At 44.0% G+C, this 16,159-nt stretch carries 18 protein-coding genes and 1 pseudogene; 2 read left to right on the top strand and 17 right to left on the bottom strand.

Features of this window, described 5'->3' with window-relative positions; genetic code table 11:
- Positions 1–2: 2 nt before the first annotated feature.
- The 7 genes from KKZ03_RS20990 to KKZ03_RS20965 form a co-directional block, all read right to left on the bottom strand.
- Positions 3–2,873 carry a phage tail tape measure protein gene (locus KKZ03_RS20990; protein WP_243218692.1) on the bottom strand — a complete coding sequence of 957 codons (2,871 nt, stop codon included), beginning with the start codon at positions 2,871–2,873 and terminating at the stop codon, positions 3–5.
- Entirely contained in the window at positions 2,870–2,974 is a 105-nt protein-coding gene (locus KKZ03_RS22140; RefSeq protein ID WP_371744776.1) for a hypothetical protein, read from the bottom strand. The genes KKZ03_RS20990 and KKZ03_RS22140 overlap by 4 nt, the downstream gene beginning before the upstream one ends.
- Before the next feature lie 35 nt (positions 2,975–3,009).
- Positions 3,010–3,330: a putative phage tail assembly chaperone gene (locus KKZ03_RS20985; RefSeq protein ID WP_243218690.1), complete on the bottom strand. Its 321-nt coding sequence runs from the start codon at positions 3,328–3,330 to the stop codon at positions 3,010–3,012.
- A 29-nt stretch (positions 3,331–3,359) separates the two neighbouring features.
- On the bottom strand, positions 3,360–3,554 hold the full coding sequence (locus KKZ03_RS20980; protein ID WP_243218689.1) for a hypothetical protein: 195 nt from the start codon (positions 3,552–3,554) through the stop codon (positions 3,360–3,362).
- On the bottom strand, positions 3,547–3,918 hold the full coding sequence (locus KKZ03_RS20975; RefSeq protein WP_243218688.1) for a hypothetical protein: 372 nt from the start codon (positions 3,916–3,918) through the stop codon (positions 3,547–3,549). Before KKZ03_RS20975 ends, KKZ03_RS20980 begins: the two co-directional genes overlap by 8 nt.
- Positions 3,888–4,502 (bottom strand): hypothetical protein, encoded by a 615-nt coding sequence (locus KKZ03_RS20970; protein ID WP_243218686.1) that lies wholly within the window; start codon positions 4,500–4,502, stop codon positions 3,888–3,890. The genes KKZ03_RS20975 and KKZ03_RS20970 overlap by 31 nt, the downstream gene beginning before the upstream one ends.
- 186 nt (positions 4,503–4,688) lie before the next feature.
- The gene (locus KKZ03_RS20965; protein WP_243218685.1) at positions 4,689–5,984 is read right to left on the bottom strand and encodes a hypothetical protein; all 1,296 of its coding nucleotides are present in this window, start codon (positions 5,982–5,984) and stop codon (positions 4,689–4,691) included.
- A gap of 91 nt (positions 5,985–6,075) precedes the next feature.
- Between KKZ03_RS20965 and KKZ03_RS20960 the strand changes: the two are divergent.
- Positions 6,076–7,601, top strand: a pseudogene (locus KKZ03_RS20960) (IS3 family transposase).
- Between the two features lie 85 nt (positions 7,602–7,686).
- Here the strand turns inward: KKZ03_RS20960 and KKZ03_RS20955 are convergent.
- The 10 genes from KKZ03_RS20955 to KKZ03_RS20910 all read right to left on the bottom strand — a co-directional run bounded on the left by KKZ03_RS20955 (position 7,687) and on the right by KKZ03_RS20910 (position 14,163).
- A complete protein-coding gene (locus KKZ03_RS20955) occupies positions 7,687–8,004 on the bottom strand; it encodes a hypothetical protein (protein ID WP_243218684.1) in 318 nt (105 codons plus the stop codon).
- Positions 8,005–8,017: 13 nt separating this feature from the next.
- A complete protein-coding gene (locus KKZ03_RS20950) occupies positions 8,018–8,476 on the bottom strand; it encodes a phage protein (RefSeq protein ID WP_243218683.1) in 459 nt (152 codons plus the stop codon).
- A gap of 6 nt (positions 8,477–8,482) precedes the next feature.
- Positions 8,483–9,610 carry a DUF2586 domain-containing protein gene (locus KKZ03_RS20945; protein ID WP_243218682.1) on the bottom strand — a complete coding sequence of 376 codons (1,128 nt, stop codon included), beginning with the start codon at positions 9,608–9,610 and terminating at the stop codon, positions 8,483–8,485.
- Positions 9,597–10,283, bottom strand: a complete 687-nt coding sequence (locus tag KKZ03_RS20940; RefSeq protein ID WP_243218681.1) for a phage virion morphogenesis protein — start codon at positions 10,281–10,283, stop codon at positions 9,597–9,599. The genes KKZ03_RS20945 and KKZ03_RS20940 overlap by 14 nt, the downstream gene beginning before the upstream one ends.
- Positions 10,280–10,744, bottom strand: coding sequence for a phage tail protein (locus KKZ03_RS20935; RefSeq protein WP_243218680.1), 465 nt, complete (start codon positions 10,742–10,744; stop codon positions 10,280–10,282). The genes KKZ03_RS20940 and KKZ03_RS20935 overlap by 4 nt, the downstream gene beginning before the upstream one ends.
- Positions 10,741–11,241 carry a head completion/stabilization protein gene (locus KKZ03_RS20930; protein ID WP_243218679.1) on the bottom strand — a complete coding sequence of 167 codons (501 nt, stop codon included), beginning with the start codon at positions 11,239–11,241 and terminating at the stop codon, positions 10,741–10,743. The genes KKZ03_RS20935 and KKZ03_RS20930 overlap by 4 nt, the downstream gene beginning before the upstream one ends.
- The gene (locus KKZ03_RS20925; protein ID WP_243218678.1) at positions 11,241–11,483 is read right to left on the bottom strand and encodes a hypothetical protein; all 243 of its coding nucleotides are present in this window, start codon (positions 11,481–11,483) and stop codon (positions 11,241–11,243) included. The genes KKZ03_RS20930 and KKZ03_RS20925 overlap by 1 nt, the downstream gene beginning before the upstream one ends.
- Before the next feature lie 114 nt (positions 11,484–11,597).
- Positions 11,598–12,272, bottom strand: a complete 675-nt coding sequence (gene gpM, locus KKZ03_RS20920; RefSeq protein ID WP_243218677.1) for a phage terminase small subunit — start codon at positions 12,270–12,272, stop codon at positions 11,598–11,600.
- A 2-nt stretch (positions 12,273–12,274) separates the two neighbouring features.
- Positions 12,275–13,285: a phage major capsid protein, P2 family gene (locus KKZ03_RS20915; protein ID WP_243218676.1), complete on the bottom strand. Its 1,011-nt coding sequence runs from the start codon at positions 13,283–13,285 to the stop codon at positions 12,275–12,277.
- Positions 13,286–13,317: 32 nt separating this feature from the next.
- Complete coding sequence (locus KKZ03_RS20910; RefSeq protein ID WP_243218675.1) at positions 13,318–14,163, bottom strand: GPO family capsid scaffolding protein; 846 nt, start codon at positions 14,161–14,163, stop codon at positions 13,318–13,320.
- Between the two features lie 198 nt (positions 14,164–14,361).
- Here KKZ03_RS20910 and KKZ03_RS20905 point away from each other — a divergent pair, with 198 nt between their 5' ends.
- Positions 14,362–16,158 carry a terminase large subunit domain-containing protein gene (locus tag KKZ03_RS20905; protein ID WP_243218674.1) on the top strand — a complete coding sequence of 599 codons (1,797 nt, stop codon included), beginning with the start codon at positions 14,362–14,364 and terminating at the stop codon, positions 16,156–16,158.
- Position 16,159: the final 1 nt, after the last annotated feature.

The raw sequence follows: 16,159 nt of genomic DNA, 5'->3' as shown, positions 1-16,159 counted from the left end.
AATTATCCCGCCGCCATTTGTAGTTCATCTGACAAAAATTGCCCGGTTACCGGCTTGGATGGATTATTTATAGTAATACCACCAACATTCACCGACTTGCTGTTATTCGCGTTCGTTATTTGGCTCATGATGCCGCCTTTGGGCACGCTCACCGACTGGCTTTTGCTCAACGATGATGGCGGTGTAACAGGCTGTGCGACCATTGATGATAATGACGGTATAGCAGATTGAGTGCCTGAAAATACCGATGATGGTATAACCGATTGAGTTCCCGCTAATGCCGATGGTGTTGACATTCCAGTCATTGCTACTGGTTGCATTGCTGAATTTGATGCACCAATAAGATCTATGTTCATACCAGGTATCATGTTGATCTTATTAATCAGTCCATTAATCCCATCACTGATTGCAGTAAACGGATTGAGCGTACTCATAAAATCTTTAAAGCTCAGCCACCAGCCTTTTAACAGCTCCCATCCAGTAATCGCACTTTGAACCAGTGCCGATGAACCTATGGAATCCAAGGGATTAAGCGAACTCATAAAGCCTTTAAAGCCAAGCCACCAGCCTGTTAACGACTCCCATCCAGCAATCGCGCTTTGAACCAGTGCCGATGAACCTATGGCATCCAAGGGATTAAGCGTACTCATAAAATCTTTAAAGCTCAGCCACCAGCCTTTTAACAGCTCCCATCCAGCAATCGCACTTTGGACCAAAGTAAATGAACCTATGGCATCCAAGGGATTAAGCGTACTCATAAAGCCTTTAAAGCCAAGCCACCAGCCTGTTAACGACTCCCATCCAGCAATCGCACTTTGAACCAGTGCCGATGAACCTATGGCATCCAAGGGATTAAGCGAACTCATAAAGCCTTTAAAGCCAAGCCACCAGCCAGTTAATGACTCCCATCCGGCAATCGTACTTTGAACCAGTGCCGATGAGCCTATGGCATCCAAAGGATTAAGCGAACTCATAAAGCCTTTAAAGCCCAGCCACCAGCCTTTTAACAGCTCCCATCCGGCAATCGCACTTTGGATCAATGTAAATGAGCCTATGGCATCCAAAGGATTAAGCGTACGCATAAAGCCTTTAAAGCCCAGCCACCAACCTATTAACGACTGCCATCCGGCAATGGCACTTTGAATCAATGCCGATGAGACTATGGCATCCAAGGGATTTAGCGAACTCATAAAATCTTTGAAGCCCAGCCACCAGCCTGTTAACGACTGCCATCCGGCAATGGCACTTTTGACCAATGCCGATGAGACTATGGCATCCAAGGGATTTAGCGAACTCATGAAATCTTTGAAGCCAAGCCACCAGCCTGTTAATGACTCCCATCCGGCAATGGCACTTTGAACCAGTGCCGATGAACCTATGGCATCCAAGGGATTAAGCGTACTCATAAAGCCTTTAAAGCCCAGCCACCAGCCTGTTAACGACTCCCATCCGGCAATCGTACTTTGAACCATGGATAATACCCCCATCTTTGCTGCCTCATAACCAGCGGCCATAGTCTCAAATATGCTCATTCCATACGTCCATTGCGCCCAGATGTCCATCAACCTATAAATGGCATAGCCAATAGCACCGATTGCAACTATTGCCAAGGTAATCGGACTGCTTATAATCGCCATCACTAATGCAAAACCAGAGGCAACGACAGTACCCAAGCCCATCACAATCGATAATACTGATAATGCGGCGGTAATACCGATAACTGCCAGCACCGCATAACCGATGTAATTAGAAATATTTGGAAATAATTCGCCCCAACGCATTAGCTTTTCGCCGATCGACGTAATCCAGTTATAAACGGGTGTCATCACTACCAAAAGCCGTTGTCCAAGCATAATAGTTAGTGCATCAACGACTTTACTGGCTCGTTCCCAGGGTTGAATCATAGCATTGGCCATGTCTATGGCTTTTTGCATGCCCGTTTGCTTGCCTATTTCTGAAATATTGGTTTTTAGTCCCCCGATATCCTTTGCCAGTATATCAACCAACGCCATTGCTTCTGTTCCGCCCAATGCCTTTGTCAGTAGTTGCCGTGTTGAGTCGTCTTTCAAATCACTAAACTTGCCCGTTATCTTAGTCATAATATCTACCATGGGTAATAGATGCCCAGCGGTATCAGTAAAATTAAGCCCCAATTCTTTCTGAGATTTACCTACACCAGCAAGGAATGTTTTATATAGAGTCCCTGCCTCGCTACCATGTTTTACCGCTTGTAGTTGACCTAGGACAGCAAGCTGTTCCGCCATGGGGGCAGAACTAGCTCCACTTAGCCCAGCAAATGCCTCTGACATACCTTGTCCAGTAGTTTTAAAAATCTTTACCGCCAATGCAGTTTGTCCGGCTAACTGCTCAATCCATTTAGATTTTCCCATGCCATCAGCAGAATCTTTAAATACTCCATACATAGTTCCTACATAATTGGTGATCGTACCCATATCAGCTGTTGTAGCTTTTGCCAGTATTGATGAGGCATTGGTAAAGGCGGGAAGCTCATTACCTGATAATCCCGCGATTGCCGACTGGATAGCATAGGAAGAGCTGACAAATTCGGAGGCAGACTCACCATATTTAACGCTAAATTTCAGAGCGGTTTTATTAAGTTCGTCAAGTACTTGGGTTCCGACATCTAAAGATGCCACCGTTCCTAGCGCCTTATTCATCTCCTGTGCTGGTTGTAAAATATTAGTGAGTGAATAAGCTGAAGCTGCCAGACCCGCCGCACCAAAGCCAATCTTGGTAAATCCACCCTGAATACGGGTAGTAATAGTATCCATGCTGGACATCATCGTACGCGCAGGGCCAGACATCGCATCCAGTAAAGAGACTCGAAACAGTAAATTATTCAGTGCGCTCATCCGTTAAATGCCGTGGCGATGCCGTTGGTTATTGCTGCTGTGGTATTGTGCCAGTGCCGCTGATCAAGCCAGAGTGCTTCTGCCATCGTTTGTTCGTCCACTGGTTGCCCAGGCAACCAGTGTTTGGTTAGTGCTATTAACTGGCTATAGCCGTTTTGCTCAATGGCAAGGCTAAGCTGTTCGACTTTTTTACAGTGATTTCAATACCTGCGCCGTTTTCAATTGCCAATACCCCGGCTATTTGCATAACCATAGGGCCATTGGGTACGTTATCGGTAAGTACCAGCTTTTTAAACTTGTCCTTGTCGGCATCAATCACTGTGCGTTGCAAAAAATTATAAGCTGGAGAAACTTTATTATTGGGTTGCTGCTCGTTTAGAAATTGATTGAAGTCGCCGTTACTGACAGCAAAGGTTAGTTCATCATCGCCGATAGTGACTGTTGTTGTATTACTCATGCTCTTCCCCTGGTTATGTTTAAAAAAATTTAAGATTGTTTTTTGCAACGATTGATTAACTGAAACAAAAAGTTAATCAATGCAGTAAATGCAGCAATAATTACCCCGAATGCCCCGGCATGGTGATCCAATAAATCCATCCAGTTATTAATAAATAACCCGCCTGTGAGTGTATAAATAAAGCCACTCAATAACCGTAAAAAATAATCAATCTGCTCATGCATTGGTTTTACCATAATAAAAAGCGTGCTTACCAAACTCGTTAACAGCCTGGTAATATTTTAATGCGCGGTTAGTCCGTAACCATTTTAACCAGCCGCCCCTTTCATTAATCAGCATTAACAAATTGGTTAACAGATTATTATCAGCCCGGTCTTTATCTGCCAAACTAACGCCAACCTCATAATCATAATCGTGAATATTGAAGGCCTCGACACAATCCAGACCATATAAGGCGTTAGGTATAAAACAATTAATCCAGTATCCTGCCGCCCCGGCACCATTACAGATAAGTGCCTTTTCCTCAACGCTGATATTTTTATAAGCCCAACTGCTGATTAAGCGGCTTTGGTTTTTATCGGTACACATAAGTCGGCCTCATCCAATAGCGTATAACTGAACCGACTGCCATATTTTGCCGCTGATTGTTGTACCAGTGCCATAACGGTATCAAAGTCTTTGCTGTCAGCAAACACCTGGCAACCCGCTGAAACAACATCCGTGGTCAAGCTATATCCAGATAACCGGGCTTTGTGTAAGTTAATACCAAAATAGCCGCTTTGCTCATGCTGTAGGTCTAACAGATTGTCTTTGTTGCGGTCACGATAAACTGTCATCAAACCACGTTGAACCAATGCGCGATATTTACCCTGGTGCGCACCAATCTGCCAACAACTTTTATAATGCCCCGGTTTTAAAATAGCCGTCCCATCGACATTAATCGGTTTTTGCAGATATTTACGACCGGGATCCGTAGTGATTGGAAACGTCTGCATTTGCAGTTTTCCTGCAGCATCATCGTAAAGTACACAGAGCAAATCATTAAACGTATTGGTGTTGGTATCAGTTGCCCGAATACCTACCAAGGTGAGGTTTAACTCACCAGTAAATAGGGGCGCATCCCTGCGCGTAAGAGCTTCCTTTATTTGTGTAATCGTTGGTTTTTTAGTCATGATTTCTTATCCTTTTCAAAAATCTCATAGAAAACCAATTGCCAGTCAATATTCGTATTATTTTCATATCTGTCCTTGGATTTTTGGTTAAATTTTTACTGATTTAAAAACGTCATGACGAACTAATCACTTACAGCTTGACCGATGATTACTGCTGATACTGCGGCTGTGCGTAGGGTTATTTAATTAACCAACAATTTTTAAATCAAAATCCTTTACAATTACCTGCACAGTAGTTCCAGACTTACCCTTCCACTGCAAATAGCATCTGATTATCCCAACATCATTGTTTGGGGCCACACCGGACTGTAGCTTTATTTTAGGGCTAACTATTGTTATGAAGTCGGTACTTGGTTCAGTCCAAAAATCAGGATTAGCAGTTGATAGATTCTGAACTGCGATAAGTGGGTTGTTATTGGATCTGGACTGTATCCACTGTTGATTTCTATTAATATACGGTCTACCGGAAGCATTATTATTTATTGAGTCTTGATAAAAGACCAAGTAGGGTGCTATTGACCCACCACTTAAGGTGGCTATTTTAAACTTTGCAGTTAGCTGTACAATCACCCCATCTGCAACTAACGGCATTACTAACCACTTGCACGTTCCATCAGTAATTACATCGCCTATAGTCGTGCTAAATGTATCTATTGTTGCAGAGCCTGTAGTCCCTGTTAGTGAGGCTATTTGTTTGTACGATACCCCATTAGCATTGACCCATACACCTTGAGAAATAACAGTGCCAGAAGACGCGCCCTTAGTCGCTCTACGGGTTAGCTCAAAACCGAACTGAGCATTGCTATTGTCTGTACCATGTACCGCATCAATAGTTATTGTTGAGTACCTATCCCCTGCTGTAGATATATTTTGGTTAGCGCTTGCAATACTGGTAAATGTGCCAGACGCTACGGCTATTTTAAAACCATTTGCAGTAGTGCCAGATACAGGTGCAGATACAGTTCCGCCAGTACCTAATAATTTAGGATTTGGTGTTAGACACTGTGATGTAAAAAGATTTTTACCATGCCTAACAGGTATTAATGTCTGTGCTATCTCTTTTAAAATAGGAGCTAAAACAAACGCGCCCATAACCCAAGCACCATACTGATTTGGGTGCAAGTTGTCGGTAAACATTATAGGCGTAGTGATCGGCAGTCCAGTGTCATTGTCTACCATTGCGACTGCATAGTCAGCAACTTTGCGACCATTAATGCCAGTTTGAGAACGTATATAGTCATTAACTATACTAAGTTTGCCCATTACGCCGTAGTTTTGATCTCCAGAAAATGGGTTATTTGTTGCCCTAGGTAGTAGAGTTCCAAGGATTAGCTTAAACCCTAAAGCCTCTAACTTTTTCCAGTATATATCTAGGCTCGTAATGATACCTGCTGACGTTCCATCCGCTCCATTATCATTAGTTCCGCAGAGTACATGACACCAATCTGCTTTAGTATTACTGAGCAGATCAATATCAACCATATCTATCAGTTGTCTAGTAGAGTACCCGCCCCCCTGCGTCAGAATAGTTGTCGCCTCAACTTTTAAGAAAAAATAAAATTTGAGAGTAGAAATGAAAAAATATAAAAGGTATTCAGTAGGCTTCAGAGAGCAGGCCCTGGTAAAAGTATACAATCGTAGTAATGACCAATCAGTTCAGTCCGTCGCAAACGAATTGAATATCCATTTAACAACCTTGAAGGCTTGGATGAAACAGAAGGAACAGGACGTCAAACTTGCACCGCTAAAATCAAAGCGTCCCGAAGATTGGAGCTCTGAAGAACGCTTTACTGCTTTACAAAAAACCTATAATTTGATCGGTGAAGACTTAAATGCCTGGTGTCGTGAACGCGGCGTTTTTATTCATCAGTTGGAACAATGGAAAGCTGATTTCTGCCGCCAGGATGACTTAGTAGACAAGCGTGAAGAAGCGCGGGTCCTGCGTATATTGAAAGAAGAAGTCCAAAGCCTTGAGCGCAATTTATTGCGTAAAGACAAAGCCTTAGCAGAAGCCGCAGCGCTGTTGGTACTGCAAAAAAAGTTCCGGGCGCTCTTGGGGGGAGAGGTCGAATGACTGGCCACGAAGAGCGCGAACAAGTGATTGCTTTACTTAATGAATCAGTAACTGCGGGAGCACGTCAAGCTAAAGCCTGTGAAGTATTAGGACTTAGTGAGCGTACCTTACAACGCTGGCAGACAGGTGAGACGATTCACTGCGATCAACGCCCCTTGCGTGACTATCAACCGCCACACAAACTAACAGCAATCGAGCGTGCCGAGGTGCTGATCGTCGCTAATTCAGATGAATTTGGTCATCTGCCACCGAGTCAGATCGTGCCACGACTGGCCGACCAAGGTAGCTATCTGGCGTCTGAGTCGACCTTCTATCGCATCCTGCGCGAGGAAAAACAGCTTACCCATCGGCGTAGCGAACGTCCGGCTCAAACACGAACAAAGCCACGCGCGGCATGTGCTACAGCACCTAATCAACTGTACAGTTGGGACATTACTTATCTGCCATCACTGATCCGTGGACAGTTTTTCTATCTGTATCTATTTGTTGATATTTTCAGCCGAAAGATCGTCGGTTGGCAGGTGTATGAAGAAGAAAACAGCGCCTTGGCTGGCGAATTGTTACGTGATCTCTGTCATCGTGAAGGGATACAGGCAGAACAGCTTATCCTGCATTCTGACAACGGCAGTCCGATGAAGGGATCGACTATGCTGGCGACCTTGCAACAACTGGGTGTCATGCCTTCGTTTAGTCGGCCATCGGTTAGCAACGATAATCCGTACTCAGAATCGTTGTTTAAGACCTTGAAATATCGTCCTAACTATCCGCTAAAGCCGTTCGCCGATGTTACGGAAGCGCGTCAGTGGGTCACAAGCTTAGTGGAATGGTACAACCATGAGCATCGTCACAGCGCTATTCGGTTTATTACTCCAGCGCAACGCCATGAAGGCTTGGACGACAAGCTTCTGGATAACCGTAAAGTCGTCTACGAAGCAGCACGTGCTAAACATCCGCAACGCTGGACTGGAAGTTCCCGTAATTGGGAAAAAATCCAGACAGCCCACCTTAACCCAGACAAGGTCTAAACAAAAAAATGCTACCAAGGAAGTGATTATTTAGAAAACAAACCAGAGTAAGATTTAACCGTCGAGGCGACAACTACATTGACAATTACCGCCCGCCATGCCCGTAGATACCGACAATATCCATAGCCGAACCAGCGTAAGCGTTACCAATCCATGCGTATCCACGAGAATCCAATGCAATAGAATCCAATAAACTAGCTGACGAGTCACTTAGGTAGTTATTTTGAGTAATTGAGTCGCCCGTAAAAATTATTTTATTTCCACCGTTACCACCAACTTCAACCCCATTCTTAGCCTGAAACCTAAACTGATCACCAAGTCCTGCGCCATCCTCTTGCCCAACAATCCAGTCTTCAGGTTGCAATGCTGTTTTAATCCGCTTAATGCTTTTAACGTCAGTCATAACGGCTTATCCTTTACAGATCACGGATATTATTGGCTGACAGATACGATACGCCATCAATCCGCACAAAATCAGGACTGGTTACTTCAAAGGCAATCTTGTGTTTATTTTTTTCACCACCTTTGCCATCGATACTAAACAAGTCAGATATCTTTAACAGGCAGCCAAAAAACTCTTGTTTTTGCTCACTGTCCAGCGTCTTGCCCACACAGACAATATCAATGGTTTTTATTTCTCTAAAGCTGCCAGCGGTTCTGGCAACATCAATTAACAGTTTAAAGTTTGCACTATCAAGCTCAAGGTCACCGCTACAAGCGACATCACCATTAACCCATCCATTGGGAATACCGCGTGTTTGCACGGCTTGGCGATTATCCGTAATGCTAGCTGACATATTTTCAACATGAATCATGGTGTCACCGAACATAACGTCAAAATCTTGTCCGGATAAGTGGTTTTTTGCAGGCATCATAATTCCTTATGCAATTGTTGAAAGATCAAGAACGATGTTTGCCGTCAAGTCTTTAGGTATATCCAGTGGCCGGGCAATGATAAAAATATTTACACTGGTCCGAGTTATCCAGGTAATGGCGATATCACCATCAACCGGAGATTTTAGTTCGGCAGGAAACGGGATGCCCTGAAAGTCAGTTGACCGGCTCATTTCAAACAAGGGGCGCATTAACTTACTCATCGCCCAAGCCGTACCAATGGGGCTGGAGTTAAAACGTCTGTCACCCACTAAGCCGATTAATACCAGGCGTACTGCACGGGCCGCTTTATCAATAACCCTCAGGTTTTCAATCACCGTATAATCACCGGTGGCCGTATCCAGTAATGACCCATCTGACCAATAAACACCTTCATAATCCGGGTAGAATTGCGGCACACTAAAGCGCTGGTCATTCAGCGCTTTGGCATGGGCATTATTGTAAATAATCCCGGCACTATCTACAGGTAGCGTGGATTGATCCTGACCAACCAACGATCCGGTATTTACCCGCATAGGCGTATCAGCAACACTGGTTTGATAATTACATAAACGTCCGGCATAAATACCTACCGCATCAGGATAAATATACGGCACGACTGAAACCCGCATAGCCGCCAGCGTAACAGTCAGTGCAGTCAGTGCAGTAATGTACGCAGACCAGTTTTGTCCTGTCGTTGGTGTCGAATCAATGGCTATTGCTCCGGCGATAAAAAACAATCGACGGCCATAGGTTGCATTGGTTTCTTCCGCTTTGGTATGCATCGCGGTTAAATCTGCCTGTACCAATACCGGTGTACAAATAACAACGGCTTCTATTTTTACGTTATTGTTCATCGCCATATCAAATGCCGATTCCCACAAGGCACCGTCAGTAACCGGTACGGCACAACAGGCCCAGTTCTGTCCGGCATTCGCTTTGGCAGCCTTGACCTGTGTTTTTAGTTCTGAATCGGCTATGCCTAATTCAATGTCCAGATCACTGTCAGTATTTAAAAACAATAACGTGTCTGTACCGGTTAATCCCATACCGATAAATAAAAAATATTTCTCAACGGTTGGAAATGGCCCTTGATTAAGATTTAGGGCGTTTACTGTAATTTTACCGAGTGCCATGGCGTGCTATCTCCTGTTGAATATCATCATAAATGTTTGTAATGTGGTCACGCACTTCCGTTGCTGTAGCCCCTAAAAAGCTTCGTGCCGGCAATGTTGTTGTCCAGCTGCTTCGCGTTGGCTGTCCTGCCCATTCACGTAGCCGTTTTAATGTGGATCTAGCCTGTCCCTGGCTATAATGCTCAGTAATATATTTAATACTGGGTCGTTGCCGTCCATTTCCGTTAGCTCTGGCTATTTTAAAGCCCAGGCCAATCAGTGCACTGGCTTGCCTGCGTGTTGCCGGCAAGTTGTATGACGCGGCACTGCGACCACCAAAACTGGCAGCCGTTATCTGGGTTTGGGTGCCATACTGCTGATCAGCGGCAATACGTCCGGCTACCGGGTTATAAAATCCTACTGTTGCACTATCATTATCAGCTTGGGTTACCTTTAAACCTTTAACCAAACGGCTTAACATTTTGCGCCGTCCTGTCGATCTCACTTTATAGCGTGCAGGGTATGGGGTACCGTTTAAATCTCGCTGTCCCTGTACACGTTTTTTGCTATCTCTGATAACAGCCTTGGCAACTCTGGCCATTAATCTTTTACGTTGCTGTGGTGCCAATTGCAGTACTTGTAATTGCCGATGTAATGGTAATAAGCCCAATATCTCAACATTTACATCACTCATAACGAAATATCTCCATCCAGCACATAATCTGTCACTGGATCAGCAATCCGATAGTGCTTGCCGTTTAACGGAATACTTCCGGAACTATCTTCAACGGCATAAATATCTTGTTCAAAAGCAATGCTCACTTCAATATTGGCGGTACCATTATCTAAAATATCGACAGTAATAACCGGTTCAGGTATGGCATCTGATCCATTGCCACTGTCCAGCAAATAGGCACAGATATGGCCAAACAATTCAGTAATTGGATGCGCATTAAATGGGTAGTCATCAATAAAGAAAGTACCCGTATAACTTTGTCGATATAACACAATGCCTGGCTCATTTAATACCGTGTTTAGAGTCACAATTTTTCCCGACGGAATTATTTTTGGCTCATCGGCAAAGCCTTCAATGTTTTCTGCTGCAACCAGATCAAGATTAATCAGCAACGTCGTTAACTCAGCCAACTGTCTCATAGCAAGATCGCCATCACGTTGGCCTTGTTATAAACCGTTTCTTCCGGCAAGAAGCGTCTAAAAAACTCGGCAATGGCGGTTTGGCTTTCATCCAGCCAGTATTGTTCGGTCGGCAAGCCCTCTTTAGCAGCGTTTTCAGCCTGTGGCCTGCGGTTAATTGTGACAAACTGCATGAGTAACTGACCTTTGGCCCGTGCATAGACCGCATGTTTATATAATTCCAGCAACACCGGACTACCGTTGATAAGTTCAGTACTGGTCAGTGTATAAGCGGCTAAATTTTCATAACCATCCTTTACCAATACGGCTTTAATGGTAGTCAAGCGAATATTGACATTCATCACTGCCAAGGTTAATCCGGTCATAATTACCCCATCGGCATATTCCGAAGGTATCCGGTAATTAGTCATCAGTTCATCTACCAGCAAATCAGGCCAAAATACGTCATTAATAACGGGGGCCGATGCTGTTAATGATGGCTTGCCGGTTAAACTCATTAGCCGCAAATCCCGTTAACCGGAATCAATGGATAATTAACATGCAGCAACAATAACGCCTGCTTTCTGAGTACTGAATCACTGTTTTTACTGCAATAAATTTCTATGTTATCGAATAAAACAAGTGCTTCACGCTTGGTTAACATTGAGAGATCACCCAACTGATAACCATCGTCAAATTCTGTCGGTTGCGTACACGCTGCGAGCAACAAAATAATAGTCATTAATAAAAAACGCGGCATAGCTATTCCTTAAAAAGGGGTAGATCTGATTTAGTGCCTGGACAAACAACCTTTGTAATATCGAACCGTCAGGTGAATTACAGCGGTGTTGTCAGCCAGGGCTTGGAGAGCCTTTTATTGCAGTTTCGCCTGCACTCGTTCTTTCAAGCCTTTAACCCCGGCTTTCTCGGGATTAATCGCTTCAGCTTTCAGGCATAAAGCCAGTGCGGTTTGATATTCACCGGACTGTTCCTTATGCTTGGCCAGCATCGCAAAAAGCTTGCTCATACATAAAGGATGCACTGCCCAACTGTCGTTTTCAGCAACAGCGGTTAAGGTATCCAGATAGGGACTGGCACTATGTTCTTTTTTAAGTTCTGCACCAGCCCAGTCGTAAAAGAAATCACATAAAAAAGTCGGTATATCGCGGTTAAACTTAACCGGCATCTTTTGGCCTTGCTTAACCAGGCATAGTGCCAACTCTAAACCGTCATGAATGTTACCCACATCCAGTAACCAGATCATCACTTGTACCGCAACATCATTGGGATAGTTCTGTTCTTGACCAACATACACGCCAACAAACTCAAGGTAGGTTGGTAATACCAGCGCTTTAACACGGGCTTTGCCTTCCAGCGTGACTTCATTTTTAATCTTGATCTGATCAACCATCATCGCTGACTGATAAAAGTCCAGTTCACCGACAGCCTGGCCAATTAAACAACGGGCATCATCCAAACTATAGGGATCAATACCTGTAGTAGCTGTCTCTTCACGCTGTGCGGCCTTGATGGCATCTAATAAATTCATGATTAAACGAAGGTAATGTTTTCAACAAATGATGTGGCTAGTTCTTCTTCAACGACATAGCCCTGGTTAACCGAATTAAACTCCTGTACTTCGTTCTTTTCGGGTTTGTCTTTTTGCAAACGTCGAACCGAACTGTCTTGATAGTAAATCGACAGGTTTTTTAACGGTGTGATTAGCAATGTGCTATCCGGCATAAACGGTGGTGCAATAGTTGGTAGGCCTGCATAAGCACGCGTAATCAAGCCATTAGTCATGGCTTTTTCTGTCGGTGTATTACCATTAAGTGTGTAATACGTTTGTTCCTGATTCGCCAGAACATTGGCACCGACCAACAAGACTAAATCAGGACGGTTTCTAAATTGCGGCGCAATACGCTGCTTGGCAACATGAGCGAGTACGTCAAGGTTTTTAAAGGTTCCTGATGTACCTAACGATACCGGTGCGCCAACAGTGCCGATAACCCGTTGTGAGCCAGAATTAAATCCACGTATCAGTTGTAACCAACCAATGTTTAAATCTTGCAGTAATGGATTGTTCGCAATGTTGGTTGCAGTCGCTGCCGATGTTCCGGTCCAGCCGACTTGCAACATGTCATTTGCGATGGCTTCTCTAACGGCTTGCATATACAGCAGTGCAAAGTTAGGATTTTTTGCCCAGGCATCGATCTGTGCGTATTTCAGGGCAATATCAAACTCTGTGGCAAACAATTGATAGCCATGTGCCAGAGTTGATGCCAAGTTTTTTGGCAGTCTCTCACCTGCACCTGAGGTATCGGTACGACTGGCAACACGGCCACTAACGCCGACACCAACTTTTTCACCAGCAACCTCAGAAACTGCCTGCACATTGATCATGCTTAAAAAGGCATTGCCGTTTTCGACGATTTTTTGATAGATCGTCTGGGCTATGATCGGTGTGGCGGAAAACTGTTCGCCCACTTTTGCATTAAAAGCAAGTGCGGTATTAGCGATTAATAATGTCAGTGCAATTTTTGATTCTTTGCATAAATTCATGGGTAGTCCCTTATTGGTAGATAAGTTATTGCTTACAGATAGCTGTTAAGGTCTGTACCATCGCCTTGATGCTCACCGGGGTCAGTGCCTTCCTTGCTACCAACAGCAGCTTTAAATGCCAGGGTTAGTTCAGCAAGTTCAACAGACAGTGCTGTAAATTTGCCATCTTCTTCGGTAGGTTTGTCAGCCTTTAATGCTGCAAAGGCTATCGTTAGCGCCTTAACTTCTTCTGCTAATGCGGCATAATTTTCAGCCGGTGTTTTTTCCGATGGCTGTTGAGTCGGTGTTAACTTGGAAATTTTATCTTCCAATTGGGTAAATTTAGCCGCCAGGGCTTCCAATGCTTTCTTGTCCATAATAGTCTCGTCAGGGTGGGTGAATTTTTCGGTGAATAGTTTTTTAAACCAACCGGGTGGCTGGTCATCGATATCTTGGCTGGTATGTTCGGTAAATACCGATAACAGAGCATCTTTGTTATTGATTGAACTAAAGCGCATTTCAGTCGTTCCTGTTGAAGCAGGACTATCGGTTGCCGCTAAACCGGTTAGATAAACTTCACCACTTTTTCTAAAGTCCGGCATCAGTTCCATACTGGTAAACAGTTTCTGTTCCGCTTTATTAATACTGAGGTAATAATCATTCGGTGCGATGATAGCCAACAAGTCCATACCACCTTCGGTATTTTTTTCAGTACGCAGTTCTTCAACAGTCCCCATGTTGTACCAACGCTCATGCTCTGGCCAAACCAGTGCCGTAAACAAATCCTTGTTATAGTTCTTGGCTGCTTGTTCTAATTGGGCAGGATCGATCTTGCGTCCATCGACTGTTGCCCCGGAGCGACCAATGATTTTCCATCCGGTTTTAAGATTTTTAGCCATGACACCTAAAATAAGTAGTTAATTAATGTTTTATCTTCAATTGCGCTCAATTTTAGGTGTGATTGATCGGCTAATCAACAGCAATAATTCCTTAAAATTCCTATATTTTCCGCTAAAAATTGCCAGAAATGCTAACACTCAATTTTAGGTGTAATAGCACCTAAAATAAAGCCTGGTTAAATAGAGGTACGGGGAAATATGGGAACAAAGCGCTATCCCGCCGAAGTCGTCAATCTGTGTAAACAGTTTTTCGTCAAGGGCTGGACCATTAAAGAAATTTCTGCCGAAATGCATGTGGATGAGCGCACGCTCTACAATTGGCAGAACAAAGATGGCTGGAAAGAACACTTACCGTCAGATAGTGTTGAGATCGTTATTGCCCGGCGTATTAATGTTCTGGCAGAACGTGAGCATAAAACCCCGAATGAAATTATCGAATTTGAAAAGTTATGTACAAGTTTTGGCACTCTAAAATTACAAATTGCTGAAGCCAATGCTTTAGCGTCTGGAAAAATAGTCCGGCCGGCAATAACTGATTTTGACACTGAAAAGTGTGGGCCCGCAAAAACGCCAAGATACGAGAAAAAAACCCAACGCCAGAAGAAAACCAAAAACGATATCTCCGGTATTACTGAAGAATTGATCAACTCGACATTACATAGTTTATTTTACGGTTACCAGCTGCTCTGGTGGTGGGCAAAGAACAATCCGGAAACTCGCCGTAATCGATTTATTTTAAAATCCCGGCAAATTGGTGCAACGTACTATTTTGCTTTTGAAGCATTGGCCGATGCCATATTGACTGGTGAAAACCAAATATTTCTATCAGCATCACGCGACCAGGCCGAGGTATTTAAGGCCTATATAATCGCCTTTGCCTTGGAACATTTTGACGTTGAGCTCAATGGCCAAGGCGTAATTACGCTAAGTAATGGTGCTGAACTACGGTTTTTATCCACCAATAGCCGTACTGCCCAGTCTTACCATGGTCATTTATATGTCGATGAGTGTTTTTGGATACCCGATTTTGACAAGATGTGGAAAGTAGCGTCAGGTATGGCCGCACACAAAAAATGGCGGCGCACGCTATTTTCTACACCATCGGCTATCAGTCACCAAGCGTACCCAATGTGGAGTGGTGAAAAACATAATCGTGGCCGAAGCAGTACCAAACAAGCCGAATTTTTAACGACGCATAAAGCGCTTGAAGCCGGCCTAATGGGTGCCGACAAGATTTGGCGACACATGGTTACGGTCGTTGATGCTGAAAAACAAGGCTGCGACTTGTTCGACATCGAGGAGTTGAAAACCGAATACAACAAAGACGACTTTGCCAATCTGTTCATGTGCAAGTTTATCGATGATGCAAAATCGGTTTTTAACCTTGCCATCATGATGAGCTGCTATGCATTGGAGGATTATAGCGATTACAACGACAAAGCCCCACGTCCGTTCGGTAATCGACCTGTCGCCATTGGCTATGATCCAAGCCGTACCCGTGATAATGCCAGTCTGTCAATATTGGCAATACCGCTTAGGCCACAAGATAAATGGCGGGTATTAAAAACGCTGGATTATCACGGCCAAAACTTTCAATACCAGGCTAACCAGATAAAAGCCGTCGTTGATAGCCACAACGTACAGCATATCGGCATTGATGTGACCGGTATTGGTTATGGATTGTTTGAATTGGTTGAGCAGTTTTACCGCAAAGCAACGCCTATTAACTACAGCAACGATACTAAAACGGCATTGGTTATGAAAGCAATTGATGTTATTGAAAATGGCCGCTTTGAATATGAATCCGGTAATAAACAAATTACCCAGGCCTTTATGATGATTACCAAAACAACCACGGGTAGCGGCATGATTACCTATGCCTCAGGACGTAACAGTGCTACAGGTCATGCTGATGTGGCATGGAGTGTACTGCATGCCTTGCACTATGAGCCCATTGCACCAAAAAAGAAAACTACCGTCACTTTAAGCCACTAGG

The organism is Methylobacter sp. S3L5C, assembly GCF_022788635.1.
Taxonomy (GTDB): Bacteria; Pseudomonadota; Gammaproteobacteria; order Methylococcales; family Methylomonadaceae; genus Methylobacter_C.
The sequence above is the reverse complement of the archived record's forward strand: the minus strand, read 5'-3'. Positions and strand labels throughout refer to the sequence as shown.